Origin of the sequence: Streptomyces lavendulae subsp. lavendulae (assembly GCF_002803845.1) — a bacterium.
Taxonomy (GTDB): Bacteria; Actinomycetota; Actinomycetes; order Streptomycetales; family Streptomycetaceae; genus Streptomyces; species Streptomyces lavendulae.
The window spans coordinates 6,198,211-6,220,534 of sequence record NZ_CP024985.1 but is presented as its reverse complement, the minus strand read 5'-3'; the positions used below and the strand labels follow the sequence as shown (position 1 = coordinate 6,220,534).

At 73.4% G+C, this 22,324-nt stretch carries 20 protein-coding genes; 10 read left to right on the top strand and 10 right to left on the bottom strand.

Annotated features, from left to right (window positions below):
- Positions 1–82: 82 nt before the first annotated feature.
- Together SLAV_RS27755 and SLAV_RS27750 are read right to left on the bottom strand one after the other, a co-directional pair.
- Positions 83–871, bottom strand: coding sequence for a hypothetical protein (locus SLAV_RS27755; RefSeq protein WP_030237210.1), 789 nt, complete (start codon positions 869–871; stop codon positions 83–85).
- 5 nt (positions 872–876) lie between these two features.
- Entirely contained in the window at positions 877–1,530 is a 654-nt protein-coding gene (locus SLAV_RS27750; protein WP_030237213.1) for a papain-like cysteine protease family protein, read from the bottom strand.
- A gap of 349 nt (positions 1,531–1,879) precedes the next feature.
- Between SLAV_RS27750 and SLAV_RS27745 the strand changes: the two genes are divergently transcribed.
- Together SLAV_RS27745 and SLAV_RS27740 are read left to right on the top strand one after the other, a co-directional pair.
- Positions 1,880–2,797 carry a hypothetical protein gene (locus tag SLAV_RS27745; protein ID WP_030237215.1) on the top strand — a complete coding sequence of 306 codons (918 nt, stop codon included), beginning with the start codon at positions 1,880–1,882 and terminating at the stop codon, positions 2,795–2,797.
- A gap of 96 nt (positions 2,798–2,893) precedes the next feature.
- On the top strand, positions 2,894–3,319 hold the full coding sequence (locus SLAV_RS27740) for a hypothetical protein (RefSeq protein ID WP_051841291.1): 426 nt from the start codon (positions 2,894–2,896) through the stop codon (positions 3,317–3,319).
- A gap of 58 nt (positions 3,320–3,377) precedes the next feature.
- Here the strand turns inward: SLAV_RS27740 and SLAV_RS27735 are convergent, their stop codons facing one another.
- Positions 3,378–3,809 carry a Rieske (2Fe-2S) protein gene (locus SLAV_RS27735; protein ID WP_030237220.1) on the bottom strand — a complete coding sequence of 144 codons (432 nt, stop codon included), beginning with the start codon at positions 3,807–3,809 and terminating at the stop codon, positions 3,378–3,380.
- 82 nt (positions 3,810–3,891) lie between these two features.
- Between SLAV_RS27735 and SLAV_RS27730 the strand changes: the two genes are divergently transcribed.
- Complete coding sequence (locus SLAV_RS27730) at positions 3,892–4,770, top strand: carbohydrate kinase family protein (protein ID WP_030237222.1); 879 nt, start codon at positions 3,892–3,894, stop codon at positions 4,768–4,770.
- On the opposite strand, the gene SLAV_RS27725 is transcribed toward SLAV_RS27730, so the two are convergent.
- Complete coding sequence (locus SLAV_RS27725; protein ID WP_030237225.1) at positions 4,763–5,368, bottom strand: TetR/AcrR family transcriptional regulator; 606 nt, start codon at positions 5,366–5,368, stop codon at positions 4,763–4,765. The two genes, SLAV_RS27730 and SLAV_RS27725, sit on opposite strands and share 8 nt — an antisense overlap.
- Positions 5,369–5,435: 67 nt before the next feature.
- Between SLAV_RS27725 and SLAV_RS27720 the strand changes: the two genes are divergently transcribed.
- Positions 5,436–6,086 carry an NAD(P)-dependent oxidoreductase gene (locus tag SLAV_RS27720; protein ID WP_030237228.1) on the top strand — a complete coding sequence of 217 codons (651 nt, stop codon included), beginning with the start codon at positions 5,436–5,438 and terminating at the stop codon, positions 6,084–6,086.
- Positions 6,087–6,221: 135 nt separating this feature from the next.
- Here SLAV_RS27720 and uvrA read toward each other — a convergent pair whose 3' ends face one another.
- Positions 6,222–9,248, bottom strand: coding sequence for an excinuclease ABC subunit UvrA (uvrA, locus tag SLAV_RS27715; RefSeq protein WP_030237230.1), 3,027 nt, complete (start codon positions 9,246–9,248; stop codon positions 6,222–6,224).
- Between the two features lie 188 nt (positions 9,249–9,436).
- On the opposite strand from uvrA, the gene SLAV_RS27710 reads away from it, so the two are divergent.
- From SLAV_RS27710 to SLAV_RS27700, 3 genes are all read left to right on the top strand, one after another.
- Complete coding sequence (locus SLAV_RS27710; RefSeq protein ID WP_030237233.1) at positions 9,437–10,129, top strand: maleylpyruvate isomerase family mycothiol-dependent enzyme; 693 nt, start codon at positions 9,437–9,439, stop codon at positions 10,127–10,129.
- A 26-nt stretch (positions 10,130–10,155) separates the two neighbouring features.
- Positions 10,156–10,812 carry an MBL fold metallo-hydrolase gene (locus SLAV_RS27705; RefSeq protein WP_030237236.1) on the top strand — a complete coding sequence of 219 codons (657 nt, stop codon included), beginning with the start codon at positions 10,156–10,158 and terminating at the stop codon, positions 10,810–10,812.
- A gap of 104 nt (positions 10,813–10,916) precedes the next feature.
- A complete protein-coding gene (locus SLAV_RS27700; RefSeq protein WP_391387136.1) occupies positions 10,917–12,266 on the top strand; it encodes an MFS transporter in 1,350 nt (449 codons plus the stop codon).
- 12 nt (positions 12,267–12,278) lie between these two features.
- On the opposite strand, the gene SLAV_RS27695 is transcribed toward SLAV_RS27700, so the two are convergent.
- The 4 genes from SLAV_RS27695 to uvrB form a co-directional block, all read right to left on the bottom strand.
- On the bottom strand, positions 12,279–13,265 hold the full coding sequence (locus SLAV_RS27695; RefSeq protein ID WP_030237243.1) for a TerC family protein: 987 nt from the start codon (positions 13,263–13,265) through the stop codon (positions 12,279–12,281).
- A gap of 265 nt (positions 13,266–13,530) precedes the next feature.
- The gene (locus tag SLAV_RS27690; protein WP_030237245.1) at positions 13,531–15,585 is read right to left on the bottom strand and encodes a TerD family protein; all 2,055 of its coding nucleotides are present in this window, start codon (positions 15,583–15,585) and stop codon (positions 13,531–13,533) included.
- A gap of 58 nt (positions 15,586–15,643) precedes the next feature.
- Positions 15,644–16,222 (bottom strand): TerD family protein, encoded by a 579-nt coding sequence (locus SLAV_RS27685; protein ID WP_030237248.1) that lies wholly within the window; start codon positions 16,220–16,222, stop codon positions 15,644–15,646.
- Positions 16,223–16,310: 88 nt separating this feature from the next.
- Positions 16,311–18,485, bottom strand: a complete 2,175-nt coding sequence (gene uvrB / locus SLAV_RS27680; protein WP_030237251.1) for an excinuclease ABC subunit UvrB — start codon at positions 18,483–18,485, stop codon at positions 16,311–16,313.
- A 200-nt stretch (positions 18,486–18,685) separates the two neighbouring features.
- Here uvrB and SLAV_RS27675 point away from each other — a divergent pair, with 200 nt between their 5' ends.
- The 3 genes from SLAV_RS27675 to SLAV_RS27665 all read left to right on the top strand — a co-directional run bounded on the left by SLAV_RS27675 (position 18,686) and on the right by SLAV_RS27665 (position 21,821).
- A complete protein-coding gene (locus SLAV_RS27675; RefSeq protein WP_030237254.1) occupies positions 18,686–19,603 on the top strand; it encodes a glycerophosphodiester phosphodiesterase in 918 nt (305 codons plus the stop codon).
- A 45-nt stretch (positions 19,604–19,648) separates the two neighbouring features.
- Complete coding sequence (locus SLAV_RS27670) at positions 19,649–20,212, top strand: methylated-DNA--[protein]-cysteine S-methyltransferase (RefSeq protein ID WP_030237256.1); 564 nt, start codon at positions 19,649–19,651, stop codon at positions 20,210–20,212.
- A 232-nt stretch (positions 20,213–20,444) separates the two neighbouring features.
- Positions 20,445–21,821 carry an MFS transporter gene (locus SLAV_RS27665; protein WP_394298630.1) on the top strand — a complete coding sequence of 459 codons (1,377 nt, stop codon included), beginning with the start codon at positions 20,445–20,447 and terminating at the stop codon, positions 21,819–21,821.
- Here SLAV_RS27665 and SLAV_RS27660 read toward each other — a convergent pair.
- On the bottom strand, positions 21,811–22,185 hold the full coding sequence (locus tag SLAV_RS27660) for a cupin domain-containing protein (protein ID WP_030237260.1): 375 nt from the start codon (positions 22,183–22,185) through the stop codon (positions 21,811–21,813). The two genes, SLAV_RS27665 and SLAV_RS27660, sit on opposite strands and share 11 nt — an antisense overlap.
- Positions 22,186–22,324: the final 139 nt, after the last annotated feature.

Below are 22,324 nucleotides of genomic sequence, written 5' to 3'. Positions count from 1 at the left end.
GCCCGTCCCCGCCCCGGGGAGGGGCGGGGAGGGCCCGCGGGGCCCGGCCCCTGGCGGTGGCCGGGCCCCGCGGGGGGCGGGGTCAGGCCCCGGCGGTGCGGCGGCGTCGGCGCAGCAGGAGGGCCGTCGCGGCCGCGACCGGCGCCAGCACCCCGGCGGCCCCGGCCAGCAGCGCCGGCGGGGTGGCGCCGGTGTCCGGTGCGGCCTCCTCGAAGCCGCCCGCCATGCCCTGCCGCGCGTACGCGGAGCCGGGCAGCTTGTCCCCGTACGCCTTCGTCACCCGGGCCCGGTAGGCGGCGAGCGTCGTGCCCCGCTCGCCCACGGCCCGTACGGCGTCCTCGTCGAGCGGGAGCACCCGCTCGCCCCCGGCCACGTACCAGGCGTCGGTCTGCGGCTCGCGGAACACGGCGCCGCCGGGGAGTTTCCCGGCGCCGAGCCGGGCGTAGCGGAATTCGTCGTCGCCGGTGGCGATGTTCACCACCTGCCAGCCCGTCCCGGTCTTGGCCGTCCACAGGGCGGCCGGCTGTCCGTCGGAGGAGACGGCCCGGCTGGCGAGGAACTCCAGCCGGGCGACCGGCGCACCGGCCCGGCCCGCGACGAAGTCCGGGTTGAGGTAGCTGACCGGGATCGCCCCGCCCTCGATGCGGGGCTTCGCGGCGGCCACCGACACCCTGCCCTCGCGGGCGAAGAACCGGGAGAGGGTGGCCAGGGTGTCGGGGGCGACGGCAGCCTCGTGGGCGGCCGCCAGGGTCTCGGCGGTGGCGGTCTGCGGCTGCGGTACGGGGGCCGCCGCCGCCGGCCCGGCCAGGGCGAGGAGGGCGGCGGTGGCGGCGGCCGCGAGGGCGGCCGCGGCGGCGGGGCGCACGGTCATGGCGGTCACGCCCCGATCCGGTAGAGGGAGTGGGTCCAGGAGAAGGTGCCGTTGTCCACGTACCAGGCGTGCGAGGCCCAGTTGTAGCGGTCGCTGGAGGGCCAGGGGTCGCCCCAGTAGACCCAGCTGCCGGCGGTGTCGTAGCCGTAGATGACGTGCATGTGGCCGCCGCCGTTCGACCACTGGATGCGGGTCTCGACCGGGCGGTCGTTGTTGATCTCGGTCTGGACGGTGGAGTACTGGAGCCAGCCGGTCACGTAGCTGCCGGAGTTGATGCCGGCCCAGCGCAGGGCGGTCTGGACGTTGCCGAGGGTGGCCTGGTTGTTGGGGCACTCGGTGCCCTGCTGGCGGTTGAAGGCGGCGTTGCAGAACTGGTTCTGGCTGTAGCTGCGGCCGAACCAGGTGGCGACGGTGTTGCCGCTCGCGGCCCAGCACCAGTTGGTCTTCTGCTGGGCCTGCATCGTGATGTCCAGGCGCTTGTACGCGAGGGCCGCGCCGGGGGTGTCCGGGGCGGTGGCGGTGGCGGTGGCGGTGGCGGCCGCCGGGGCACTGCGCGCGCCGGCGGCGGTGGCGGTACCGGCGCCGAGGGGCAACAGGACGAGGAGCAGGGCGGCGAGCAGGGCGGCCGGGGTGAGCCGCCCGGTACTGTCGGTGCGCATCGCGTTCCTCCCGAGGTGGGGACCCGAGGTGGGAAGTGGGGGGGATGGAGGAGCGCGTCCGGACGCTGCTGAGGAGCATCGGGGAGTTGTCGCGATCAGGTCAACAGGCTTCAATACGCGGTGACATCGCAGTGTGAACGGTGGGGCTGTGGTGTGAACGGTTGCTGTCGTTCCACCAGCTCCCCCGGAACCACCGGCCCGGCCCCGCCCGGTCCCCACGCCGGCGCGTGTGAACGTTCACGAAGGAGTCGCCATGCGACCGACCGGCGACCGGAGATGGACGACGGGCGGTACGGGCGGTACGGGCGGCGGCACGGCCGGCGGTACCGGCGCGGCGGACACGGCCGTCATGGCCGAACTCCGCCGCCTGCTGCGCGAGGGCCCCTTCCACCTCGCCCTGCGCACCGCCCTCGCCGTCCGCGGCCTGCCCCTGCACCGGGTGCAGCACCGGCTCGCGGCGCGCGGCATCAAGGTCGGTGTCACCAGCCTCAGTTACTGGCAGCAGGGCGCCCGCCGCCCGCGCCACCCCGAGTCGCTGCGGGCCGTCGCCGCCCTGGAGCAGATCCTGGAACTGCCCGACGGCGCCCTCCTGCGCCTGCTCACCGGTACCGGCCGCGCCGGCGGGGCCGGCGGGCGCCCGGCGGCCCGCTCGTACCGGGCCCTGGTGAGCGTCGGCGCGGCGGTGGAGCAGCTGCTGGACGCGATGGAGCTCCCGGCCGACGGCGGGCTGCACTCGGTCGGCCACCACGAGCGGGTCCGCATCGGCCCGGCCGGCGAGCTGTGCGACCGGGAGTCGCAGCAGATCGTCCGGGCCCACCGCGACGGCGTCGACCGCTACCTGGCCGTCCACCACGGGGACCCCGGCTGCGACTCGGCCCGGATGAGGGTGACGGCGTACGAGAACTGCCGCACGGGCCGGGTGCGCCACCACCCGGAAGCCGGGGTGGTGGTCGCCGAGCTGCTGTTCGACACCCGGCTGCGGTGCGGGGACACGTACGTCTTCGGCTACGGGATCGAGGACGGCACGGGCGCGCGCAGCACCGAGTACGTGCGGGGCTTCAGCTACGCGGGCGGCCAGTACATGCTCCAGGTCCGCTTCGACGAGGCGGCCCTGCCGGTGCGCTGCCGCCGCTTCGCCCGCACCGGCCCGCAGGCCCCGCGCACGGGCCTGGCGGACCTCACCCCGAGCGGGCGGCACCGGTCCGTGCACCTGGTGGAACAGACCGTCCGGCGCGGGATCCTGGGCATCGCCTGGGACTGGGACTAGCCCGTCCGGGCCGTCCGGGCCGTCTCCGGAAAAACGGGAGGCCCCCGGGGCCGGTTCCGGGGCACCATGGCGGCATGAACGACACCCGAAAGGCACATGCCGCGTAGGAACCCGGCGCGGGTCACGGGGAACGCGCCCGCGCACACCCGTCCGGCGGACCGGCGGCGGGCGGTGCCCGGCCTGTCCGGCCGGACCGCCGCCGAGATCGCCCGGCTCGAACGCCGGCCCTCCTGGCCCGGCCCCGTCTTCGAGGCCTGGCGCCGCTGGCACGCCCTCGCCCACGGTCCCGGGCCGTGGGTCATGTACGCCGTGGACGAGATCTGCCCGTGCTGCGATCCCTTCCCGGGGGCGCCGGTACGGGCCGTCCTGGAGGCCGCCTGCCGGGCGCTCCGGCCCCGCGCCGCCCGCGAGCTGCGCGCCGTACTCGCCCCACTGGACGCCCGCTTCCTCGCCCGCACCCTGCCCGACCCGTCCGCCCCGCCCGGCACCCCGTGGTGGGCCTCCCGGCTGAACTCCGCCTAGGCGCGGCGGGCGCACCCCGGTGACACGGAGCCGCCCCGCAGCTCCCGGCGGGGGCGGGTCAGCCGGCGATGAGCTTGCCGTTCTCCGCCTTGACCGGGACGGCGGGGAGCGGGTCGCTCGCCGGGCCGCGCAGCACCTTGCCGGTGGTCACGTCGAAACGGCTGCCGTGGCAGGGGCAGTTGCCCTCGCCCTCGACGATCTTGTCCAGGACGCAGCCGGCGTGCGTGCACTGGGCGCTGAACGCCTTGTACTGGCCCTCCGCCGGGCAGCTGACGACGACCTTGCGCTCCCGGAACAGCTTCGAGCCACCCACGGGGACGTCGGCCACGGGACCCAGCTCGACCGGCTCCTTGGGCACGGCCGGGCCGCCCGCCCCGCTGTCGGTCGCGGTGGAGCAGGCCGAGAGCGTCGCCCCGGCACCCACGGCCCCGGCGAGCGCTGCGGCGCCCTTGAGGACGGTACGGCGGGCGGCGGACTGCGACGCGGACATGCGGTTCTCCTGGCGCGAGGTTCGGTGCCCGGGGCCGGGCCCACCCGACGATACCGGCGCCCGATGGGATACCTTCCCCCGCGTGATCGTCGTCGGTGGAGAAGCCCTGATCGACCTGGTGCCCGTCGCGGAGCCGCCGGGTGCGCTGCTGCCCCGGCCCGGCGGCGGGCCGTACAACACCGCGCTGGCCCTGGGCCGGCTCGGCGCCGAGGCGGCCTTCTGTTCCCGGGTGTCGGCGGACGGCTTCGGCGAGGGCATCCTCGCCGGGCTGCGGGCCGCCGGGGTGGACCTCTCGCTCGTGCAGCGCGGGCCCGAGCCGACCACGCTGGCCGTGCCCTCGCTGGCCCCGGACGGCTCGGCCGCGTACCGCTTCTACACCGAGGGGACCGCCGACCGGCTCTTCGCCCTGCCGCCGTCGCTGCCGCCGGGCGTACGGGCCCTCGCGCTCGGGACCTGCTCGCTGGTGCTGGAGCCGGGCGCGAGCGCGTACGAGACCCTGCTGCGGCGGGAGTCGCGGCGCGGGCTGCTGACCCTGCTCGACCCCAACGTCCGCCCGGCGCTGATCGCCGACCCTGCGGCCTACCGGGAGCGGTTCCTGCGCTGGCTGCCGTACGTCTCGGTGCTCAAGCTGTCGGAGGAGGATGCCGCCTGGCTGGGCGGCCGGGTCGGCGACTGGCTGGCGGCCGGGCCCTCGGCGGTGGTGCTGACCCGGGGCGCGGCGGGGCTGACGGTGTGGACGGCGGAGGGCGAGGAGTACGGCGCCGCGGCCCGCCCGGTCACCGTCGCCGACACCATCGGAGCCGGGGACACGGTCAACGCGGCCCTGCTGCACCGGCTCGCGGGCGCCGCCGGCCCGGTGGACTGGCCGGCCGTCCTGGAGTTCGCGGCCCGGGCCGCCGCGCTGACCTGCACCCGGGCGGGCGCCGAGCCCCCGTACGCGGCGGAGCTGGGCCTCAGCTGATGGCGGCCCACAGGGTGCGGGCGATCGCGGGGGCGAACTCCTCGACCGGCTGGACCACTTCGGCGCCGGAGAAGTGCAGGAAGAAGGCCCGCTGGAAGCAGGCGCCGAGCAGCAGGGACGCGGCGGCGCGCGGGTCGGCGCCGTCGCGGAGCCGGCCCGCGTCCCGTTCCCGGACCAGCCGCCCCTCCAGGGCGTCCAGCACCACGTGGGGGCCCGCGCCGATCTCCCGGACGCCCTCGCGGTGGCGGCCGAGCAGGACGGGTTCGGCGAAGAGCGAGGCCGCCAGGGGCATGGCGTCGGCGTAGAAGAGCGCGGCGCGGCGGGCGATGTCGGTGAGCGACTCCTCCACCGGCCGCTCCCCCGGCTCCGCGGTGAGCGCGGCCATCAGCGGGCCGGCGTTGGGGGTGCGCTCCATCAGGACGCGGACGAACAGCTCTTCCTTGTTGGCGTAGTGCTTGTAGAGCGCGGCCTCCGAGCAGCCCGCCTCGCGGGCGATCGCCTTGGTGGTGGTGTTGGCGAGGCCGATGGTGCGCATGAGGGTTTCGGCGGCGTCCAGGAGCCGCTCGGGGGTGGGTCGGCTTGACTTCGGGGTGAGCATTCACTCACCCTAATGGAGACGGGGGTGAGTAAACGCTCACCCACCATGGTTCGGCCAGGGGGTCACGATGGAACTCACGGTGCTCGGAGCCACGGGCGGCGTCGGCCGCGAGGTCGTCCGCCAGGCCCTCGCGGCGGGCCACGGGGTGACGGCGGTCGTCCGCGACCCGGCCCGGCTGGACGTGCCGCCGCACGAGCGGCTCCGGGTGGCGGTGGTCGCCGATCTGACGGACCAGGACGCGCTGGTCCCGGTCGTGACCGGGCGGGACGCGTTGGTCTGCGCGCTGGGCGCCGCGGGCAACCGGCAGGCGCGGGACCACCCGGTCACCGGGCCGGCCCTGCGGGCGCTCGTCCCGGCGATGGAGCGGGCGGGCGTGACCCGGGTGTCGGCGGTCAGCGCCGCGCCGCTCGGGCCCGACTCCCCGGGGGACGGCCTGCTCCTGCGCGCGGTGCTCTACCCGCTGCTGCGGCGGGCCCTGCGCGACCTGTACGCGGACCTCGCGGTCATGGAGGACACCCTGCGCGCGAGCGGCCTGCGGTGGACCGTGGTCCGGCCGCCGCGCCTGCTGGACCGGCCGCACACGGGCCGCTACCGCCGCGCCCTCGACGCCAATGTGCCGGGCGGCAAGGTCATCGCCCGCGCGGACGTGGCGGACGCCCTGCTGAGCACCCTGACCGACCCCTCGACGGAGCACCACGCCCTGGGCGTCGCCGCCTGACCCCGGCGGGCCACCCCGGCACCACCCCGAGGCAGGCCCGGCCCGCTCCCCGGAAGTGCCGCCGGGGCCGGGCCCCCTCGGTGGAGGGGGCCCGGCCCCGGCCGCTGCGCTCCGGGGTCGCCCCCCCCGGCGGGACTACGCCTTGCGGGCGCGCGTCGCCTTCTTCGCCGGGGCCGCCTTCTTCGCGGAGACCGCCTTCTTCGCGGCCGCCGTCTTCGTACCGGCGGCCGCCGTCTTCTTCGCCGGGGCCGCCGTCTTCTTCGCGGTGGCTGCCGTCTTCTTCGCCGTCCGCACCGGCGGCACGGCCGCGTCCGAGACCCGGTCCGCTCCCAGGATGTCCCGCAGGAACTTGCCGGTGTGGCTCGCGCCCACGGACGCCACCTGCTCCGGGGTGCCCTCGGCCACGACGAGGCCGCCGCCGTAGCCGCCCTCCGGGCCCATGTCGACGACCCAGTCGGCGGTCTTGATGACGTCCAGGTTGTGCTCGATGACGATCACCGAGTTGCCCTTGTCCACCAGCCCCGACAGCACCTTGATGAGCTTGCTGATGTCCTCGAAGTGCAGACCGGTCGTCGGCTCGTCCAGGACGTACACCGTCCGGCCCGTCGACCGCTTCTGCAGCTCCGACGCCAGCTTCACGCGCTGCGCCTCGCCACCCGACAGGGTCGGCGCGGACTGGCCGAGGCGGACGTAGCCCAGACCGACCTCGTTCAGCGTGCGCAGGTGCCGGGCGATCGTCGGCACGGCCTCGAAGAAGTCCAGCGCCTCCTCGATCGGCATGTTCAGGACCTCGGCGATGGACTTGCCCTTGTAGTGGACCTCCAGCGTCTCCCGGTTGTAGCGGTCGCCGTGGCAGACCTCGCAGGGGACGTAGACGTCCGGCAGGAAGTTCATCTCGATCTTGATCGTGCCGTCGCCGGAGCAGTTCTCGCACCGGCCGCCCTTGACGTTGAAGGAGAAGCGGCCCGGCAGGTAGCCGCGCACCTTCGCCTCCATGGTCTCCGCGAAGAGCTTGCGCACGTGGTCGAAGACGCCCGTGTACGTCGCCGGGTTGGACCGCGGGGTGCGGCCGATCGGCGACTGGTCCACGTGCACGACCTTGTCGACGAGGTCGTCGCCGTCCACCCGCGTGTGGCGGCCCGGGACCGACCGGGCGCCGTTGAGCTCACGCGCCAGGTGCGTGTACAGGATGTCGTTGACCAGCGTCGACTTGCCGGAGCCCGATACGCCCGTCACCGCGGTGAGCACGCCCAGCGGGAAGGACACGTCGATGTCCTGGAGGTTGTTCTCCTTGGCGCCGTGCACGGTGAGCCTGCGCTCGCCGTTCACCGGACGGCGGACGTCCGGCACCGGGATGGAGCGCTTGCCCGACAGGTACTGCCCCGTCATCGACTCGGAGTTCTTCAGCAGGTCCTTGAGGGAACCGCTGTGGACCACCTTGCCGCCGTGTTCTCCGGCGCCGGGACCGATGTCGACGACCCAGTCGGCCACCTTGATGGTGTCCTCGTCGTGCTCGACGACGATCAGGGTGTTGCCCATGTCCCGCAGCCGCACCAGCGTCTCGATCAGCCGGTGGTTGTCGCGCTGGTGCAGGCCGATGGACGGCTCGTCGAGTACGTAGAGCACGCCGACGAGGCCGGATCCGATCTGCGTCGCGAGGCGGATGCGCTGGGCCTCACCGCCCGAGAGGGTGCCGGCGGCGCGGTTCAGCGACAGGTAGTCCAGGCCGACGTCGACGAGGAAGCGGAGCCGCTCGTTGACCTCCTTGAGGACCCGCTCGGCGATCTTCCGGTCGCGGGCGTCGAGGGTCAGCCGCCCCAGGAAGTCCGCGCATTCGCTGATCGACATGGCGGCGACCTCGGCGATGGACCGCTCCATCACCGTCACCGCGAGGACGATCGGCTTGAGCCGGGTGCCCTCACAGGTCGGGCAGGGCACCTCGCGCATGTAGCCCTCGAAGCGCTCCCGGCTGGCGTCGCTCTCGGACTCCGCGTGCCGACGCTTGACGAAGGGGACGGCCCCCTCGAAGGCGGTGGTGTACGCGCGCTCGCGCCCGTACCGGTTGCGGTAGCGGACCTCGATCTGCGTCTTGTGCCCGTACAGCAGGGCCTTCCTGGCGCGCAGCGGCAGCCCGGCCCACGCGATGTCCGTACGGAAGCCCAGCTCCTGCGCGAGCGCGCCGATGAGCCGCTGGAAGTAGTCCTTGGTGTGGCCGAGCGACCAGGGCGAGACGGCACCCTCGTCCAGGGACTTGTCCTCGTCCGGGACGATCAGCTCCGGGTCCACCTCCATGCGCGTGCCGATGCCGGTGCACTCGGGGCAGGCGCCGAAGGGGGAGTTGAAGGAGAAGGAGCGGGGCTCCAGCTCCTCGAAGGAGAGGTCGTCGTAGGGGCAGTAGAGGTGTTCGGAGTACATCCGCTCGCGCTCGGGGTCGTCCTCGGCGAGGTCGACGAAGTCCAGGATGACCATGCCGCCGGAGAGGCCCAGCGCGGTCTCGACGGAGTCGGTGAGCCGGCGCTTGGCGCTGTCCTTGACGGTGAGGCGGTCGATGACCACCTCGATGGTGTGCTTCTCCTGCTTCTTCAGCGTCGGCGGCTCGGAGAGCTGGATCGTCTCCCCGTCCACCCGCGCCCGGCTGTAGCCCTTGGTCTGGAGGTCGGCGAAGAGGTCGACGAACTCGCCCTTGCGCTCGCGCACCAGCGGCGACAGCACCTGGAAACGGCTGCCCTCGGGGAGGGCGAGGACCTTGTCGACGATCGCCTGCGGCGACTGCCGGGAGATCGGACGGCGGCACTCGGGGCAGTGCGGCTTGCCGATGCGCGCGAAGAGCAGGCGGAGGTAGTCGTAGACCTCGGTGATGGTGCCGACTGTGGAGCGGGGGTTGCGCGAGGTCGACTTCTGGTCGATCGAGACGGCCGGGGAGAGGCCCTCGATGAAGTCGACGTCGGGCTTGTCCATCTGCCCGAGGAACTGGCGGGCGTAGGAGGAGAGCGACTCGACGTAGCGGCGCTGGCCCTCGGCGAAGATCGTGTCGAAGGCCAGGGAGGACTTGCCCGAGCCGGAGAGTCCGGTGAAGACGATGAGGGAATCGCGGGGCAGGTCGAGCGAGACGTTCTTCAGGTTGTGCTCGCGAGCGCCACGAACGATGAGACGGTCGGTCACGCCGGTCCGCACCTTTCTTGAGAGAAGCGGGGGCACGGGCCCCGGCTATCCAGGGTATGGGGGGCGCCTCTGCGACGGAGTGGGTCTGGACTCCCGAGCGTATAGCACGCACATTCGATTTACGGCACTCCCGAGACGGCTTCACCCGATCGTGTGGCACGGGCCCCCGGGCCACTAGGCTCGGTTCCATGACTGATCATGTGCACGACCTGCGATCTGTACGTGAAGCCACGGACCGGCTGCTGAACGCGGTCGCGAAACTGGACAACGCCGCCCTTGCCGAGGAGTCACACCTCCCCGGCTGGACCCGTGGCCACATCCTGGCCCACCTCGCGCGCAACGCCGACGCCCTCGTGAACGTCTTCGAGGGCCGCCCCATGTACGAGAGCGGCGCCGCCCGCGACGCGGACATCGAGCGCGACGCCGGCCGGTCCCTGGAAGAACACCTCACGGACCTCCGTGATTCCGGCGCCCGCTTCCTGGCCACGACCGAGCCCGCCCAGGACTGGTCGCGCACGGTCGAGCTGCGCAACGGAGTCACCGACCTCGCCTCCAACGTGCCGTTCCGCCGCCTCGTGGAGGTCGAGCTGCACCACGTCGACCTGAACGTCGGCTACGAGCTCACCGACCTCTCCGAGGAGTTCACCGACCGGGAGATCGCCTTCCTCGCGGACCGCTGGTCCGGCCGCCCGGACGTCCCCCCGGTCACCCTGGAGGGCGGACCCGGCCAGGTCTGGCACACCGGCGGCACGGAGGGCACCCCGGTGACCCTCTCCGGCCCCACGGCCGAGCTGCTCGGCTGGCTCGCCGGCCGCGGCCTGCAAGGCGCCCACCTCGCCGTCGAGGCGGGCGACGGCCTGCCCGAGCTCCCCCCGCTCTAGGACCGCACCCCCTTAGGATCAACGACATGACGTACACCGGAGCGGTGAAGGTCGGCGGCCCTGCCGACGTCCACGAACTCGCGGACCTGATGATCTCCAAGGTCGCCGTGGGCCCCATGAACAACAACGCGTACCTGCTGCGCTGCCGGGCCACCGGCGCACAGCTGCTGATCGACGCGGCCGCCGAGGCGGACACGCTGATCGGCCTGATCGGTGACGACGGCATCGAGTCCGTCGTCACCACCCACCGGCACGGCGACCACTGGGGCGCCCTCGCCGAGGTCGTGGAGAGCACCGGGGCCCGCACGTACGCGGGAGCCCTCGACGCGGAGGGCATCCCCGTCGCCACGGACGTCCCGGTCCGGGACGGGGACACGATCACGGTCGGCCGGGTCGAGCTGACCGCGCGCCACCTGGTCGGCCACACCCCCGGCTCGATCGCGCTGGTCTACGACGACCCGCACGGCCACCCGCACGTGTTCACCGGCGACTGCCTCTTCCCGGGCGGCGTCGGCAACACCCACGGCGACGCGAAGGCCTTCACCAGCCTGCTCGACGACGTCGAGACGAAGCTCTTCGGCGAGCTGCCGGACGAGACCTGGGTCTACCCGGGCCACGGCAACGACACCATGCTCGGCGCCGAGCGCCCGCACCTGGCCGAGTGGCGCGAACGCGGCTGGTGATCCGGTTCGCCGCCGCGGTCAACACCGGGCGGACGTGCACTCCTTCCGGTCGATGATCACCGAACGCTTGTCCGGGGGGAGCCGGGCGGGGTAGTTGCTGCACCATGCAACAACACCACCCCGTCCCCTCCCCCGGCTCCTCCCCCTCGATGCTGCGGATCGCCTCGGCCTCGCTCGCCGGCACCGCCATCGAGTTCTACGACTTCTTCGCCTACGGCACGGCCGCCGCCCTGGTCCTCGGCCCGCTGTTCTTCCCCGCCTTCTCCCCGCTGGCCGCCACCCTGGCCGCCTTCGGCACCTTCGGCATCGGTTTCCTCGCCCGCCCCCTCGGCTCCGTCGTCTTCGGCCACGTCGGCGACCGCTACGGGCGCCGGCCGGTGCTGCTCGGCTCGCTGCTGCTCACCGGCATCGCCACGGTGGCCGTCGGCTGCGTGCCCACGTACGCCTCGATCGGCATCGCCGCGCCCGTGCTGCTGCTCCTGCTGCGCTTCCTCCAGGGGCTCGGGCTCGGCGGCGAGTGGGGCGGTGCGGTGCTGCTGACGGCCGAACACGCACCGGAGCGGCGCCGCGGGCTGTGGTCGAGCTTCCCGCAGATGGGCCCGCCGGTCGGCTTCCTGCTGGCCAACGGCCTGACGCTGGCACTGTCGGTCACCCTGACCGACGCGCAGTTCAACGCCTGGGGCTGGCGGGTGCCGTTCTGGGGCGCGGGGCTGCTGGCCCTGGCGGGGCTGTGGCTGCGGCGGTCCGTCGAGGAGACCCCGGAGTTCCGCGCGCTCACCGAGACCGGCCGACGGGCCGAGGCCCCGCTGACCGAGGTCGTGCGCGGCCACTGGCGGCTGCTGCTGCTGACCGGAGGGGCACTGGCCTTCGGGTACGCCGTCTTCTACGCGGTCACCACCTGGTCCCTCTCGTACGCGACCGGGCACCTGCGCGTGGACCGCACCGTGATGCTGGCCTGCGTGATGGCCGCCGTCCTGGTCCAGGGCCTGGCCACCCCGCTGCTGGCGGTGCTGGGCGACCGCTGGGGGCGGCGGCCGCTGTGCCTGGCCGGCAGCGCGGTCTGCGCGGTGTGGATGTTCCCGTTCACGGCCCTGCTCCAGTCCGGGGAGCCGCTGCTGATCACGCTGGGCTGCGTGGTGGCGCTTTTCGGGATGGCCTTGGCCTTCGCGCTGGTGGGCGCGTACCTGCCGGAGCTGTACGCCCCGCGGATCCGCTGCACCGGCGCGGCCGTCGGCTACAACCTGGGCGGGGTGCTGGGCGGGGCGCTGACGCCCGTCGTGGCGACGGCCCTGGCGGAGGGCTCCGGTCCGCCCTGGGGCGTGGCGGTGTACCTGACGCTGGTCTGCCTGGCGAGCCTGGTCTGCTTCGCGCTGCTCCCGGAGACGAACCCGGCGCTGGTCCGGGCCCCGGCGGAAACGGGAACGGGGGCGGCCGAAGCGGCCGCCCCCGTGTAGCCCCTCAGGGCATCAGGCGTCGATGCTCTTCGACTCCTCGGCGGCGGCTTCGGCCGCCGCCTGCTTCTTCGAGGCCATCAGGCTGGTGATGGTGGTGATCACCAGGACACCGCAGATGACGCCGAGGGAGACCGGGATGGAGATCTGCGGGACGTGCACCCCGGACTCGTGCAGGGCGTGCAGCACCAGCTTGACGCCGATGAAGCCGAGGATGACGGACAGGCCGTAGCTGAGGTGGACCAGCTTCTTGAGCAGGCCGCCGATCAGGAAGTACAGCTGGCGCAGACCCATCAGGGCGAAGGCGTTGGCGGTGAAGACGATGTACGGGTCCTGGGTGAGGCCGAAGATCGCGGGGATCGAGTCCAGGGCGAAGAGGACGTCGGTGGTGCCGATGGCGAGCATGACCACCATCAGCGGGGTCAGGATCCGCTTGCCGTTCTCACGGATGAACAGCTTGGTGCCGTGGTAGCGGTCGGCGACGCCGAACTTGTGCTCGATCGACTTGAGGAGACGGTTCTCCTCGAACTCCTCTTCCTCCTCGTCCTTGCGGGCCTCCTGGATCAGCTTCCAGGCGGTGTAGATCAGGAACGCGCCGAAGATGTAGAAGACCCACGAGAAGCTGGTGATGATCGCGGCGCCGGCGGCGATGAACACCGCGCGCAGGACCAGGGCGATCAGCACGCCGACGAGCAGGACGCGCTGCTGGAGGTGCGAGGGCACCGAGAACTTCGCCATGATCAGGACGAAGACGAAGAGGTTGTCCACGCTCAGGGACTTCTCGGTGATGAAGCCGGCGAAGAACTCCTGGGAGGCCTGGCCCTTGCCGAAGAAGAGCAGCCCCAGGCCGAAGAGGGCGGCGAGGACGATCCAGACGACCGTCCAGATGCCCGCCTCCTTGACGGAAACGTCGTGCGGTTTGCGGCCGATGAAGAAATCGGCGCCGATCAGGATGCCCAGACCGACGATGGTCAGCACCCATAGGGTCAACGAAACGTCCACGGTATTCACGCCTCCGGCGGATGGCTCAGCACAGGGTCAGCGTCATCGCTGCCGGAGGTCTCTTCCACCCGAAACGGCCCGGTGTGGCCGCGGGCCGACGCCCCGGGACCGACTGCGTTCAGACACGACCGCAGTGGTCCGTATTGACGGGTACGCCGCGCAGGAAATAGCAGGAATACTCCCCTCCGCAGATGCCAGGATACCCGCGGAAGGGGCCAAAGGTAAAGGGAAGACCAAGAGGCGGTCAGCCCCCGGTCATGACGGCTCACCGCCGGGCGGACCTCCGGTCCTGCGCGATCCGCTCCAGCGCCTGCTCCAGGACCCGGCTGTCCCGCGGGGGCAGGTCCGGCTCGAAGGTCCAGGCGTGCTGCACCCAGGGGTCGGCGAGGTGGTGGTCCGGCACCGGCGAGAGCCGCATCAGCGAGCGCCACAGCGGATCCAGCAGCGGCCCGTACGCGGAGCCCTCGTCGCGGTCCGCGACCATCAGCAGGTGCACGCCGACCGCCGGCCCCTCGTCGGCCAGGTAGCGCAGCCGGGTGACGGAGCGGTCGTCGAAACCGTGCGGGAAGTCGTGCACGACCAGCAGCTGCTCGGCCGGGTCCACGTCCGGCGGCAGGTCCTCCGGGGCCCCCGCGCGCAGCGCCATCTGTACGAGGTCCACCCGGCGGGTCAGCCCCTCCAGGGTCCGGGTGACCCCCTCGGCCCCCGCGGCCGGCGGCGCGGCCAGCACCCCGGCGCGCACCAGCGGCGCCAGGGAGGCGGCGCCCGCCCCGGCCGCGTCGATGACGTGGACGGACAGGGCGTCGGCGGGATGGACCGCGAGCAGCCGCACCGCGTGCGCGACGGCCATGTCCATCGCGGCGCGGCGCAGCCGGTCGGTGTCCATGGTCATGGCCGCCTCGGAGCCGGTGCGGCCGTTGTCGATCCACAGGCCGCGTTCCAGCGGGACGCGCATCAGCATGGGGATCCGCAGCTCGGGCCGCTCGGGCAGGCTCAGGTCGCCCAGGCGCAGAGCCAGCGGGGCCTCGGCGGGCGTGCTCCGGCCGTGCCAGACGGGAGCGGACCAGCGGGCGTAGGCGGGCGGCAGCGCGGGTTCCACCACCTCGGCCTCGGCGGTGAGCTGCGCCAGGTCCCGGTCGAGGACGGCGCGGGCCTGGGCCACGAGGTCGTCGCGGCGGGCCCGGGCGGTGTCGCGGGCGGCGTTCGCGGAGCCGCCGAGCCGGGCGGCGGGGTCGGACAGGGCCGCGTCGAGCTCCCGGTCGAGGCGGGAGTCGGCGAAGTCGACGGCTCCGCGGTAGGCGGCCACGGTGCGGGCCAGGTCCTCGAACATGCCCCAGACCTGGTTGTAGAGGCGCTCGTCCATGGACCAGCCGCTGGCGTCCCCGGCGACGGGGCGCGGGGGCTGTCCCGGGTCGGCGGCGGGTTCGGTGCGGGGCGCCGGCTCGGGGGCCTCGGCGCTGGTGCGGCGACGGCGCGGGTGGGCGTAGTCGATGGTGGGCGGGCCCCCGGCGGCACCGGCCGCACCCGCGGCCGCGGCTCCGGCGGTCGCCCCGGCGGGGCCGCCGAGGGTGTCCGCGGAGGACGGCCCGCCGGATGTGCCCGGTCCGGGCGTGCCCGCGTGGGGGGCGGCGGGGGCCGGGAGCGGGTCCGGCGGCTGGGGGGCCGGTGCGGCGGGGCCCTCGGGGGCGCCCGGAACGGCGTCGTACGGGGAGCGCGGCCCGTGCGGGAGGGTCGGCGCGGCCCCGCCCGGCAGGGCGGCCAGGGTGATGTCCCCGGAGGCCGTCAGACCCAGGGCGGCGGCCGTCAGCCCCTCGGCGGCCGGACCGGCCAGGCCGGCGTCGGCCAGGAGCGCACCGAGGCCCCCGGCGTAGCCCTGGCCCACGGCCCGGACCTTCCAGGCGCCCTGGCGCCGGTACAGCTCCAGGGCCACGAGGGCGCTCTCGGAGTCGAGGCCGGTGACGGTGTACGCGGCGAGCGCGGCGCCCTCCGGCTCGGCCACGGCGACGTGCGGTGCGGCGACCGCACCGAAGCGCGCCGGCCCGCCGGGCGGCAGCACCAGCAGCACCCGGACCCGGTGGACGGCCGCCCCGACGGCGTCGAGGTCGACGGTGAACCGGTGGCGGTCGCCGACCCGGTCCGGCACCTCCAGGCCCGGCAGGGCCCGGGCCCCGGGGTGCGCCAGGGCGCCGGGGCCGGCCGGCCGGCCCGTCTCGTCGCCGGTGACGGCCAGGGCCAGCACGGCCGCCCCGGCCGAGACCCGGATCTCCACCCGATTGCGGGACAGGGGGTGGTTCTGCCCCCGGACCAGTTCGGCCGTCATCGTGCAGCCCTCCCCCGTGCCTTCTTCTCTTGTTCCGTGGTGCTCTTGCCCGGTACCGCTACAGGTGCGGCAGGATCGCCGGCATCAGGTCCTGGAAGGTCCGGCCGTTGGCCGGGTTGCCGAGGGCCGTCATCTTCCAGCCGGAGCCCGCGCGGGACACCTTCGCCATGATCTGCGCGGTGTACTGGCCGCCGCCGTCGAGGGTGTAACGGGCCAGCTCCTGGCCGTTGGTCTCGTCGACGATGCGGCAGAAGGCGTTCTGCACTTCCTGGAAGGTCTGGCCGGTGAAGGAGTTCACCGTGAAGACGATCTGGTCGATGTGCACGGGCACGCGCTGGAGGTCGACGAGGATGGCCTCGTCGTCCCCGCCCTGGCCGACGCCGCCGACGAGGTTGTCGCCGGTGTGGCGGACCGAGCCGTCGTCGCTCTGCAGGTGCCGGAAGAACACCACGTCCACCGGCTGCTTGTCGGCGAAGAGCACCGCCGAGGCGTCCAGGTCGATCTCCCGGGTCCGCGAGCCGAACAGGCCCCGGCGCTTGGCCGCCTGCCACCCGAGGCCCATCCGGACCGCGGTCAGCGTGCCGCCGTCCGACTTCTGCAGACTGATGGCCTGCCCCTTGGTCATGTTGACCGTCACGCGCTGTCCCCTCTCCATAGCCCGCCCGACCGACGGGCGCGCAGCGTGTAACTGCGGCTGTGTGCCAACCCTACTGACCGCCCCGGGGTCAGGCGAGACCCGCTTCCTTCATCTGCCGGAGCTCCTTCTTCAGCTCGCCCACCTCGTCCCGGATCCGGGCCGCGACCTCGAACTGGAGCTCGGCCGCGGCACCCCGCATCCGCTCGGTCATCTGCTCGATCAGCGCGGCCAGTTCGGCGGCGGGCCGGTCCGTGAGCACCTCGGCCGCCTGGGCGCCCTTCGCCCCCTTGGCGCCCTTGGCGCCCTTGCCCGCCTTGGACCCGGCGGCGGCCGCGGCGCCCCTGCCGCCGAGCGCCGGCACCGGCGCCTTGGCGCCCTTGCCGTCCTTGGCCTGCCGGTAGCCGCTGCCGAGCAGTTCCTCGGTGTCCAGCTCCTCGCGGGCGATGGTGGCGACGATGTCGTTGATCTTCTTGCGCAGCGGCTGCGGGTCGATCCCGTTCGCCGTGTTGTACGCGATCTGCTTCTCCCGGCGCCGGTTGGTCTCCTCGATGGCCTTCTCCATCGCCGGGGTCATCTTGTCCGCGTACATGTGGACCTGGCCCGAGACGTTGCGCGCCGCGCGGCCGATGGTCTGGATCAGGGAGGTCCCCGAGCGCAGGAAGCCCTCCTTGTCGGCGTCGAGGATCGCCACCAGCGACACCTCGGGCAGGTCGAGGCCCTCGCGCAGCAGGTTGATGCCGACCAGGACGTCGTACTCGCCGGCCCGCAGCTCGCGCAGCAGCTCGATCCGGCGCAGCGTGTCGACGTCGCTGTGCAGGTAGCGGACCTGGATGCCCAGCTCCAGGAAGTAGTCCGTGAGGTCCTCGGCCATCTTCTTGGTGAGCGTGGTGACCAGGACGCGCTCGTCCTTCTCCACCCGCTGCCGGATCTCGTGGACCAGGTCGTCGATCTGCCCCTCGGTGGGCTTGACCACGACCTCCGGGTCGACGAGGCCGGTGGGGCGGATGATCTGCTCGACGAAGCCGTCGCCGCGGGAGAGCTCGTACTTGCCGGGGGTCGCCGACAGGTAGACCGTCTGGCCGATCCGCTCCTGGAACTCCTCCCACTTCAGCGGCCGGTTGTCCAGGGCGGACGGCAACCGGAAGCCGTGGTCGACCAGGGTCCGCTTGCGCGAGGCGTCGCCCTCGTACATGGCGCCGATCTGGGGCACCGTCACGTGCGACTCGTCGATGACGAGGAGGAAGTCCTCGGGGAAGTAGTCGATGAGGGTGTTCGGCGCGGAGCCGCGCTCGCGGTCGTCCATGTGCAGCGAGTAGTTCTCGATGCCGGAGCAGGACCCGATCTGGCGCATCATCTCCAGGTCGTAGGTGGTCCGCATGCGCAGCCGCTGGGCCTCCAGCATCTTGCCCTGCTTCTCCAGCTCGGCGAGGCGCTCGGTGAGCTCCGCCTCGATGCCGGCGATCGCCTTCTCCATGCGCTCGGGGCCGGCGACGTAGTGGCTGGCGGGGAAGACGTAGAGCTCGCGGTCCTCGCTGATGACCTCGCCGGTCAGCGGGTGCAGGGTGGACAGGGCCTCGATCTCGTCGCCGAACATCTCGATGCGGACCGCGAGTTCCTCGTAGACCGGGAAGATCTCGATGGTGTCGCCGCGTACCCGGAAGGTGCCGCGGGTGAAGGCCACGTCGTTGCGCGTGTACTGGATGTCGACGAAGCGGCGCAGCAGCTGGTCCCGGTCCATCTCCTCGCCGACCTTGAGGGGGACCATCCGGTCGACGTACTCCTGCGGGGTGCCGAGGCCGTAGATGCAGGACACGGAGGCGACGACGATCACGTCGCGCCGGGTGAGGAGCGAGTTGGTCGCGGAGTGGCGCAGCCGCTCCACCTCCTCGTTGATCGAGGAGTCCTTCTCGATGTAGGTGTCCGACTGCGGTACGTACGCCTCGGGCTGGTAGTAGTCGTAGTACGAGACGAAGTACTCGACGGCGTTGTTCGGCAGGAGCTCGCGGAACTCGTTCGCCAGCTGGGCGGCCAGGGTCTTGTTCGGGGCCATCACCAGGGTGGGGCGCTGGAGCTTCTCGATCATCCAGGCCGTGGTGGCCGACTTGCCCGTGCCGGTCGCACCCAGCAGGACGACATCCTTCTCACCTGCACGGATGCGCTTCTCCAGCTCGGCGATGGCCGCCGGCTGGTCGCCGCTGGGCTGGTAGGGGCTGACGACCTCGAAAGGCGCCACCGTGCGTTCGATCTTCGATACGGGCCGCATGGGTCAACCGTACGGCCCCCCACCGACAGTCGACGCGGTCTGGTCCGTTTGTCGTAGTCCGTTGGCGCGCCCGTGATCATCAACCCCATGATCGCCGTGGAACGGCTCTCCGGCACTGCACGGCGGGCGCCGCGCCGCAACGTCATGGGCGCCGCGCCCGTTGGAGGCAGAGCAGGCCTCACGACCCGAGGAGATCGCACATGCACGTCGTCCGACCCGCCGCGGCAGCCGCCGCCTTCCTGGGCCTCGCCCTCAGCCTGCTGGGCGGGACGGCGGCGTCCGCCGCCTCCGGCGCCCCCGGCACGCCCGCCGCTCCCTCCACCGCGCAGAAGCGGTTCCTGGGGCCCGTCGTGTACGCCCACCGGGGGGCTTCGGCCTACGCCCCGGAGAACACCATCGCCTCGATCGACCGCGCCATGTGGATGGGCTTCTCCTGGGTCGAGAACGACGTCCAGCGGACCCGGGACGGCGAGCTCGTCGTGATCCACGACGACACGCTGGCCCGTACGACCAATGTCGAGCAGGTGTTCCCCGACCGCAAGCCGTGGGCGGTCAAGGACTTCACGGCGGCGGAGATCGCCCGGCTGGACGCGGGCAGCTGGTTCGGCCCGCAGTACGCGGGCGAGCGGGTGCCGACCCTGCGGGAGTACATGGACCGGGTCCAGGACAACCGGCAGCGGCTGCTCCTGGAGATCAAGAAGCCGGAGCTGTACCCGGGGATCGAGGAGCAGACGCTGGAGCTGCTCGACGAGCTGGGCTGGCTCGACGAGCAGCACGTCGCCAAGCGCCTGGTGGTGCAGAGCTTCAGCGCCGACTCCGTACGGATCGTGCACCGGCTGCGGCCCGACCTGGTCACGGCCTTCCTCGGCACCCCGAGCGTGGCCGACCTGCCGAAGTACGCCGAGTTCACCGACCGGATCAACCCCTGGCACACCACGATCTCGGCCGACTGGGTGAAGGCCGTGCACGGGCTGCTGGGCGCCCACGGCAAGGCCATGGAGGTGGACACCTGGATCGTCGACGACGCGGCCACCGCCCGCAAGGTGCGCGAGATGGGGGTGGACGGGGTCATCACCAACGCGCCCGACGTCGTACGGGAGGCGGTCGGCGGATTCTGACCGGGAGGCGGCGGGACCGTCGGCGGGGCGCCGTACCGTGGGGGCGTGGACACCACCGAGCGGCCCCGCGGACCGCACCTCGAATGGACCGTCGTCCCCAGCGACATCGGTCCCCTCCTCCTGGCCGCGACCCCCGAGGGTCTGGTCCGGGTCGAGTTCCACGCCTCGCCGGAGCGGGTGGACCGGATGATCGGCCCGCTCGTCTCCCGGCTGGGCGCCGACGCGCGCCGGCCGGCGCCGGGCGAGGAGGAGCTGCTGGCCGAGCCCGTGCGCCAGCTCGCCGCCTACTTCGCCGGGACCCTGCGGCGCTTCGAGCTGCCGCTGGACTGGCGGCTCAGCTCCGGCTTCAACCGCCAGGTGCTGCGGGAACTCGACCGCTCCGTGCCCTACGGATCGGTGGTCGGCTACGGGGAGCTGGCCGCCCGGGTCGGGCAGCCGGGGGCGGCCCAGGCCGTGGGCAACGCCATGGGGTCGAACCCGCTGCCGGTGGTCGTGCCCTGCCACCGGGTCGTGGAGAACGACGGGGGCATCGGGGGTTTCGGCGGCGGGGTGGAGACCAAGCGGATCCTGCTCGCCCTGGAGGGGGTCCTCCCCCGGCCCCTGTTCTGACCCTGCGCCCGCGCCCGTTCCGGCCCTCCCGCCCGCGCCCGTTCCGGCCCTCCCGCCCGCGCCCGTTCTGACCTGCGCGTTCCGCGGCCCCCGCGCCCGCGTATCCGGTTCCCCCGGACGGGGGCGGGTGGGACACTGCGGCGGTGACCCCTCCTGCCGCCGCAACCGGCCCCTCCGCGTCCGTGCCCGCCCCGGTGCCGCCCGCCGCGCACCCGATACGGGGGTGTCGGGCGTGACCTCCTCCCCCGGGACGACCCCCGGACCCGGCACGCCGGACACCTCGCCCGCGACACCCGGCGCCTCCCCCGCCACCCGCGCCACCGGGCCGGGCCACGGCGGCCCGGTCGACGCCGCCGACCTGCCCCGGCTGCAGCGCCGGATCTCCGGGGTACTGATCGCCAGCCAGATGCTGGGCGGCCTGGGCGTGCCCATCAGCATCGCCCTGGCCCCCGTGCTGGCCACCGAGATCAGCGGCACCGAGGCCCTGTCCGGCCTCGCCTCCACCGCCGCGGTGATCGGCACCGCCCTGGTCTCGCTCCCGCTGGCCGCCCTGATGACCGCGCGCGGACGCCGCCCCGGGCTGGTGGTGGCCTACGCCATCGGCACCCTCGGCGCGGCCCTGGTCGTCCTGGCCGCCTCCGTCAAGAGCTTCCCGCTGCTCATGCTCGGTATGGCCGCCTTCGGCGCCGCGTCCTCCGCCAACCTCCAGGCCCGCTTCGCCGCCGCCGACCTCGCACCGGCCGACCGGCGGGCCCGCTCGATCTCCGTGGTCGTCTGGGCCTCCACCGTGGGCGCGGTGCTGGGCCCCAACCTCTCCGCCCCCGCCAGCGACAGTTTCGCCGGGACCTCCATACCCCAGACGGCGGGTCCCTTCGTCTGGGCCGGGGCCGTGTTCGTCCTCACCGGCACGCTGATCGCCGTGTTCCTGCGGCCGGACCCGCTGCTGACGGCGCGGGCCCTGGCCGGTCCCGACGAGCAGTCCCGTCAGGGCCGCTCGCTGCGCGCCGGGTTCAGCGCCGTCCGCGCCTCCCCGCGCGCCCGGCTGGCGCTGCTCACCGTCGCCGTGTCCCACACCACCATGGTCTCGATCATGGTGATGACCCCGGTCGACCTCGGCCACCACGGCGCCGGCCTCAAGCTGGTCGGTCTGGTCATCAGCGGGCACATCGCCGGCATGTTCGCCTTCTCCCCGGTCATGGGGTGGCTCGCCGACCGGCTCGGCCGGCTCTCCGTGATCGGACTCGCCGCCGGACTGCTCTCGCTGGCCGCGCTGCTCGCCGGCACCGCCGGGGGCGACCACGCCCAGAGCGCGGCCGGTCTCTTCCTGCTCGGCCTCGGCTGGTCCGCCGGGATGGTCTCCGGATCGGCGCTGCTGACCGACTCGGTGCCGCAGCCCGCGCGGGCCGCCGTACAGGGGCTGAGCGACCTGACCATGAACACGTCCGCCGGGGTCGGCGGAGCGGCGGCCGGGCTGGTCATGTCCCAGGCGGGCTACGGCTGGCTCAACGCGATCGGCGCCGCCCTGCTGCTGCCGATGGCGGCGCTCGCCCTGTTCACCGCCCGGCGCCACCCCGTGCGTCCGGCGCCCGCGAAGGGCGTCAGTAGCTGATGTGGTAGGCCTTGCGGAGCGTCTCGTGGACGGTCCAGGTGGTCCTGTCGCCCTCCCGGAGGACGCACGCGGAGCCCGGACCGACCTCCAGGGTCGCTCCGCCCTCCACCTCGATCGTGGCCCGGCCGCCGACCACGACGAACAGCTCGTTGGCCTCGGTGTCGGTGACCACGCCCGGGGTGATCTGCCAGATCCCCCGGATCTGCGAGCCGTCCTCGGCCTCCCACAGGACCTTGCCCGTCACCACGGGGGTGCCGGAGACGATCTGTGCCGGGTCGAGCTCCTCGGCCTCCAGTTCGGAGTCGGGGACGTCCGCGACGGACACGGCGAAGGAGGCGGGGGCGGTGTGATCACTGGTGCTCATGGCGCGTCAGCCTAATCCGGCCCTCCAGGGCCGGGGGGTGACCAGAGCGTCCAGCGTGGACGCGGCGGACGCGTCACTCCGTCGAGCGCAGGCGCCACCCGCCCCTTTTCGGCCAGAGCGGCGCGGGCGTTCCCACGGC